The organism is Pararhizobium sp. LjRoot255 (assembly GCF_964252905.1).
Taxonomy (GTDB): domain Bacteria; phylum Pseudomonadota; class Alphaproteobacteria; order Rhizobiales; family Rhizobiaceae; genus Pararhizobium.
In genome coordinates, this window is record NZ_CAXUPQ020000011.1 from 1 (window position 1) to 2,417 (window position 2,417).

3 protein-coding genes are annotated in these 2,417 nt (G+C 61.9%); all 3 read left to right on the plus strand.

Translation table 11 applies throughout. The features are described from left to right. The coding region (locus ACSQ2W_RS27280) for an electron transfer flavoprotein subunit beta/FixA family protein (RefSeq protein WP_436089294.1) at nt 1-681 on the plus strand (681 nt) is incomplete at its 5' end. Between the two features lie 26 nt (nt 682-707). Next, nucleotides 708-1,658, plus strand: a complete 951-nt coding sequence (locus tag ACSQ2W_RS27285; protein ID WP_436089295.1) for an electron transfer flavoprotein subunit alpha/FixB family protein — start codon at nt 708-710, stop codon at nt 1,656-1,658. Between the two features lie 192 nt (nt 1,659-1,850). Further along, nucleotides 1,851-2,381, plus strand: coding sequence for a dimethylsulfonioproprionate lyase family protein (locus ACSQ2W_RS27290; protein ID WP_436089296.1), 531 nt, complete (start codon nt 1,851-1,853; stop codon nt 2,379-2,381). The last annotated feature ends 36 nt before the right edge of the window (nt 2,382-2,417 follow it).

The following is a 2,417-nucleotide window of genomic DNA, read 5'->3' on the forward strand; positions in this document are numbered from 1 at the left end:
TCCGGTGTCGAGCTTGCCAATGTGAAGATGTCGATGAACCCGTTCGACGAGATTTCGGTCGAGGAGGCCCTGCGCCTGAAGGAGGCCGGCAAGGTCGAGGAAGTGGTCGTCGTTTCCGTCGGTCCGGCCAAGGCGGAAGAGACGCTCAGGACGGCGCTGGCGATGGGTGCCGACCGGGCGATCCTGGTCGAGACCGACGATGCGGTTGAACCCTTGGCCGTCGCCAAGATCATCAAGGGCGTCGCCGAGGCTGAGCAGCCGGGTCTGATCATCGTCGGCAAGCAGGCGATCGACGACGACAGCAACCAGACCGGCCAGATGCTGTCGGCGCTGCTCGGCTGGGCCCAGGGCACCTTTGCCTCCAAGGTCGAGATCGGCGACGGCAAGGCGCAGGTCACCCGCGAAGTCGATGGCGGCCTGCAGACCATCGAGATCAAGCTGCCGGCGGTCGTCACCACCGACCTCAGATTGAACGAGCCGCGCTATGCCTCGCTGCCGAACATCATGAAAGCGAAGAAGAAGCCGCTCGACAAGAAGACCCCGGCCGATTTCGGCGTCGATACGGCAGCCCGCCTGAAGGTCCTGAAGACCGAGGAGCCCTCGGGCCGCAAGGCCGGCATCAAGGTCAAGTCGGTCGCCGAGCTGGTCGACAAGCTCAGACACGAAGCCGGCGTCCTCTAAGGTCCAGGAAAAGGGAGACTAAAATCATGGCCATTCTTCTTCTGGCTGACCACGACAACGCAACCCTGTCCGACCAGACCGCCAAGGCGCTGACGGCCGCCACCAAGATCGCCACGGAAACAGGAAGCGACGTACACGTTCTGGTGGCCGGCAAGGGCGCAAAGGCTGTGGCCGATGCGGCTGCAAAACTGTCCGGCGTGTCCAAGGTGCTGCTCGCCGAAAGCGACGACCTTGCCAACAACCTCGCCGAGCCGTTCGCTGCCCTGATCGTGTCGCTGGCAGGCAGCTATGACACCATCCTGTCGGCCGCCACGTCGGTCGGCAAGAACGTGCTGCCGCGCGTTGCCGCGTTGCTCGACATCGCCCAGATCTCGGAGATCACCGAGGTCGTCTCGGCCGATACGTTCAAGCGGCCGATCTATGCCGGCAACGCCATCCAGACGGTGCAGACAACCGAGGCCAAGAAGGTCATCACCGTGCGCACCGCCTCCTTCTCCCCGGCCTCCCAAGGCCCACTTGCTGCCGTCGAGGAAATCTCGGCGGCAGCTCTTTCTTCCAAGCTCTCGTCCTTCATTGGTGATGCACTTTCCACGTCCGATCGTCCGGAACTGACCTCGGCCAGGATCATCATCTCCGGCGGCCGGGCGCTCGGCTCCGCGGAGAAATTCCAGCAGGTCATCCTGCCCGTTGCCGACAAGCTCGGGGCTGCCGTCGGCGCAAGCCGTGCCGCCGTCGATGCCGGCTATGCCCCGAACGACTGGCAGGTCGGCCAGACCGGCAAGGTGGTGGCGCCGCAGCTCTACATCGCCGTCGGCATCTCCGGCGCCATCCAGCACCTCGCCGGCATGAAGGACAGTAAGGTCATCGTCGCCATCAACAAGGACGAGGAAGCGCCGATCTTCCAGGTCGCCGACTACAGCCTCGTCGGCGACCTCTTCGATATCCTGCCGGAGCTCGAAAAGGCGCTGGGAGCGTAAGCGACGATATCAGGCATCCAAAGGAAACGGATCGTGATTGTACCTCACGCTCACACTGTGGGCCCTAGCGTTAGTTGTGACACCACTCCTGAAGGACGGATGCCAATATCCGTTTGGGGTCATCGTCCCTCTGCGCTCCAAAGTCTGATCACTGCCGCAGGCAACCTGCTTCTCGCGCACGATGTACCGACGATGGCAAAGTATACGGCCGGAAAAATCCATCATACTTTGTCAAAACCAAGCTCTCTGTACAGCGCGGGCGGCAACACGCTGCCTGCGTCCAGATATCTGTCCGAGGCTCTTGAGCAGGCCAGCCCGCTCGGTAACCCACTTTCGGCACTGGCAGAAGCAATCGAGGTTATCGCTCCCGACCTTCGCTGGTATCGGTCAAAAACCGGACCATTCGCAAGCGTGAACTTTGTCCTTGGACACGCCCATGCTCTAGTCGCAGGGCCGGGTGGGATTGAGGAACGCGACGACGTACACATGGGCGTCACCGTGATGGCTCCCTATAGCCGGTTTCCCGATCACCGCAGAAAGCATCCGACCGTTTTCCTGGCGTTATCGCGCGTCGAGGTGCGGTCGAGCGAAATTGACTGGGTCGTCTTACCTCCGGGGGGCATCTTCTTCAGCGACGCAGGATCCGAGCTCGCAATTCGCTGCACAGGTAACCCGCTTCTGCTGCTTTGGTGCCACCGGATGCCATTCGCTGATGAGGCGTAAATGCAAAGAGGACTAGCGGAATGACCGCGATGGAAT

Excerpts from the sequence above, each read along its gene's own strand:
- ACSQ2W_RS27285 (WP_436089295.1), top strand. The coding sequence starts at position 708 with ATGGCCATTCTTCTTCTGGCTGACCACGACAACGCAACCCTGTCCGAC.
- ACSQ2W_RS27290 (WP_436089296.1), top strand. The coding sequence starts at position 1,851 with ATGGCAAAGTATACGGCCGGAAAAATCCATCATACTTTGTCAAAACCA.